This window comes from Oleiphilus sp. HI0067 (assembly GCF_001635735.1).
The window spans coordinates 1-970 of sequence record NZ_LWFI01001682.1 but is presented as its reverse complement, the minus strand read 5'-3'; the positions used below and the strand labels follow the sequence as shown (position 1 = coordinate 970).

The following is a 970-nucleotide window of genomic DNA, read 5'->3' as shown; positions in this document are numbered from 1 at the left end:
TATCAATATCTTCCCGTGTGAAAAAGTCAGGCGAACCATGAGGCCCGCAGATAACCCGCAGCTCCCACATGTTTTCAATGCTAGGGAGAAGTTCAATCGGCGCCTGCTCATGGGAGCTACTATCAAGAGAAGTATTGTCATCTGAAGAACTTTCATCCCCAGCGCGATCAATCTGATTTAGATGTAAGACATCACCAATACGCAAAGCACGACCGTTATGTCCGCCAAACTGTCCTAAGGTAAATGTCGAACGAGAGCCCATATATGCTGGGCAATTCAAACCACCTTGAATGCAAAGATAAGCGCGCGTGCCGGCACCAGTAATACGGCCAAGTTTTAGAACTTCTCCCGCGTTAATACTTAATACTTGATTTAGCTCAATGGGCTTATCGTCAAGGGTGGACTCGATCTTGGCACCAGTGATGACCACTTGTGTGCTTGTCTGGAATTGCAGCTCAGGACCTTGAACGGTAATTTCTAGGCCTGCTGCATCATCTGGGTTATCTAATAGGCGATTACCCAACTGGAATGAATAACTATCAAACGGTCCAGATGGCGGAACGCCAACATCCCAATACCCTACTCGGCCTGGCAAATCTTGAATGGTCGTCTGCGTTCCGCCAGTGATCACATCAATGCGTGCAGGTGTGAATGTAAAGTCATTCAAATAACGTGTCGTAACGAGACCACCTTCCAAAACAGGGTCGCGTAACAAACGCTTNAGATACGCAAGATTCGTTTCTGCACCGTACAAGCGAATATCATCGAGCGCATCGCGTAAACAAATCAAAGCATGCTGACGGTCATGCCCCTTAACGATGACTTTCGCCAACATAGGATCAAAATAAGGAGGTACTTCAATGCCCGACTCAATCCAGTGATCAATGCGCACATGTGGGTAGCCTGGAAACGACACCTTGCTGAGCAACCCTGGACAAGGTTGGAAGTCGCGATATGGATCTTCCGCATA

At 47.7% G+C, this 970-nt stretch carries 1 pseudogene; it reads right to left on the bottom strand.

Annotated elements, in window-relative coordinates:
• Positions 1 to 970 (bottom strand): annotated as a pseudogene (locus A3739_RS26935) (urea carboxylase); the annotation flags it as partial.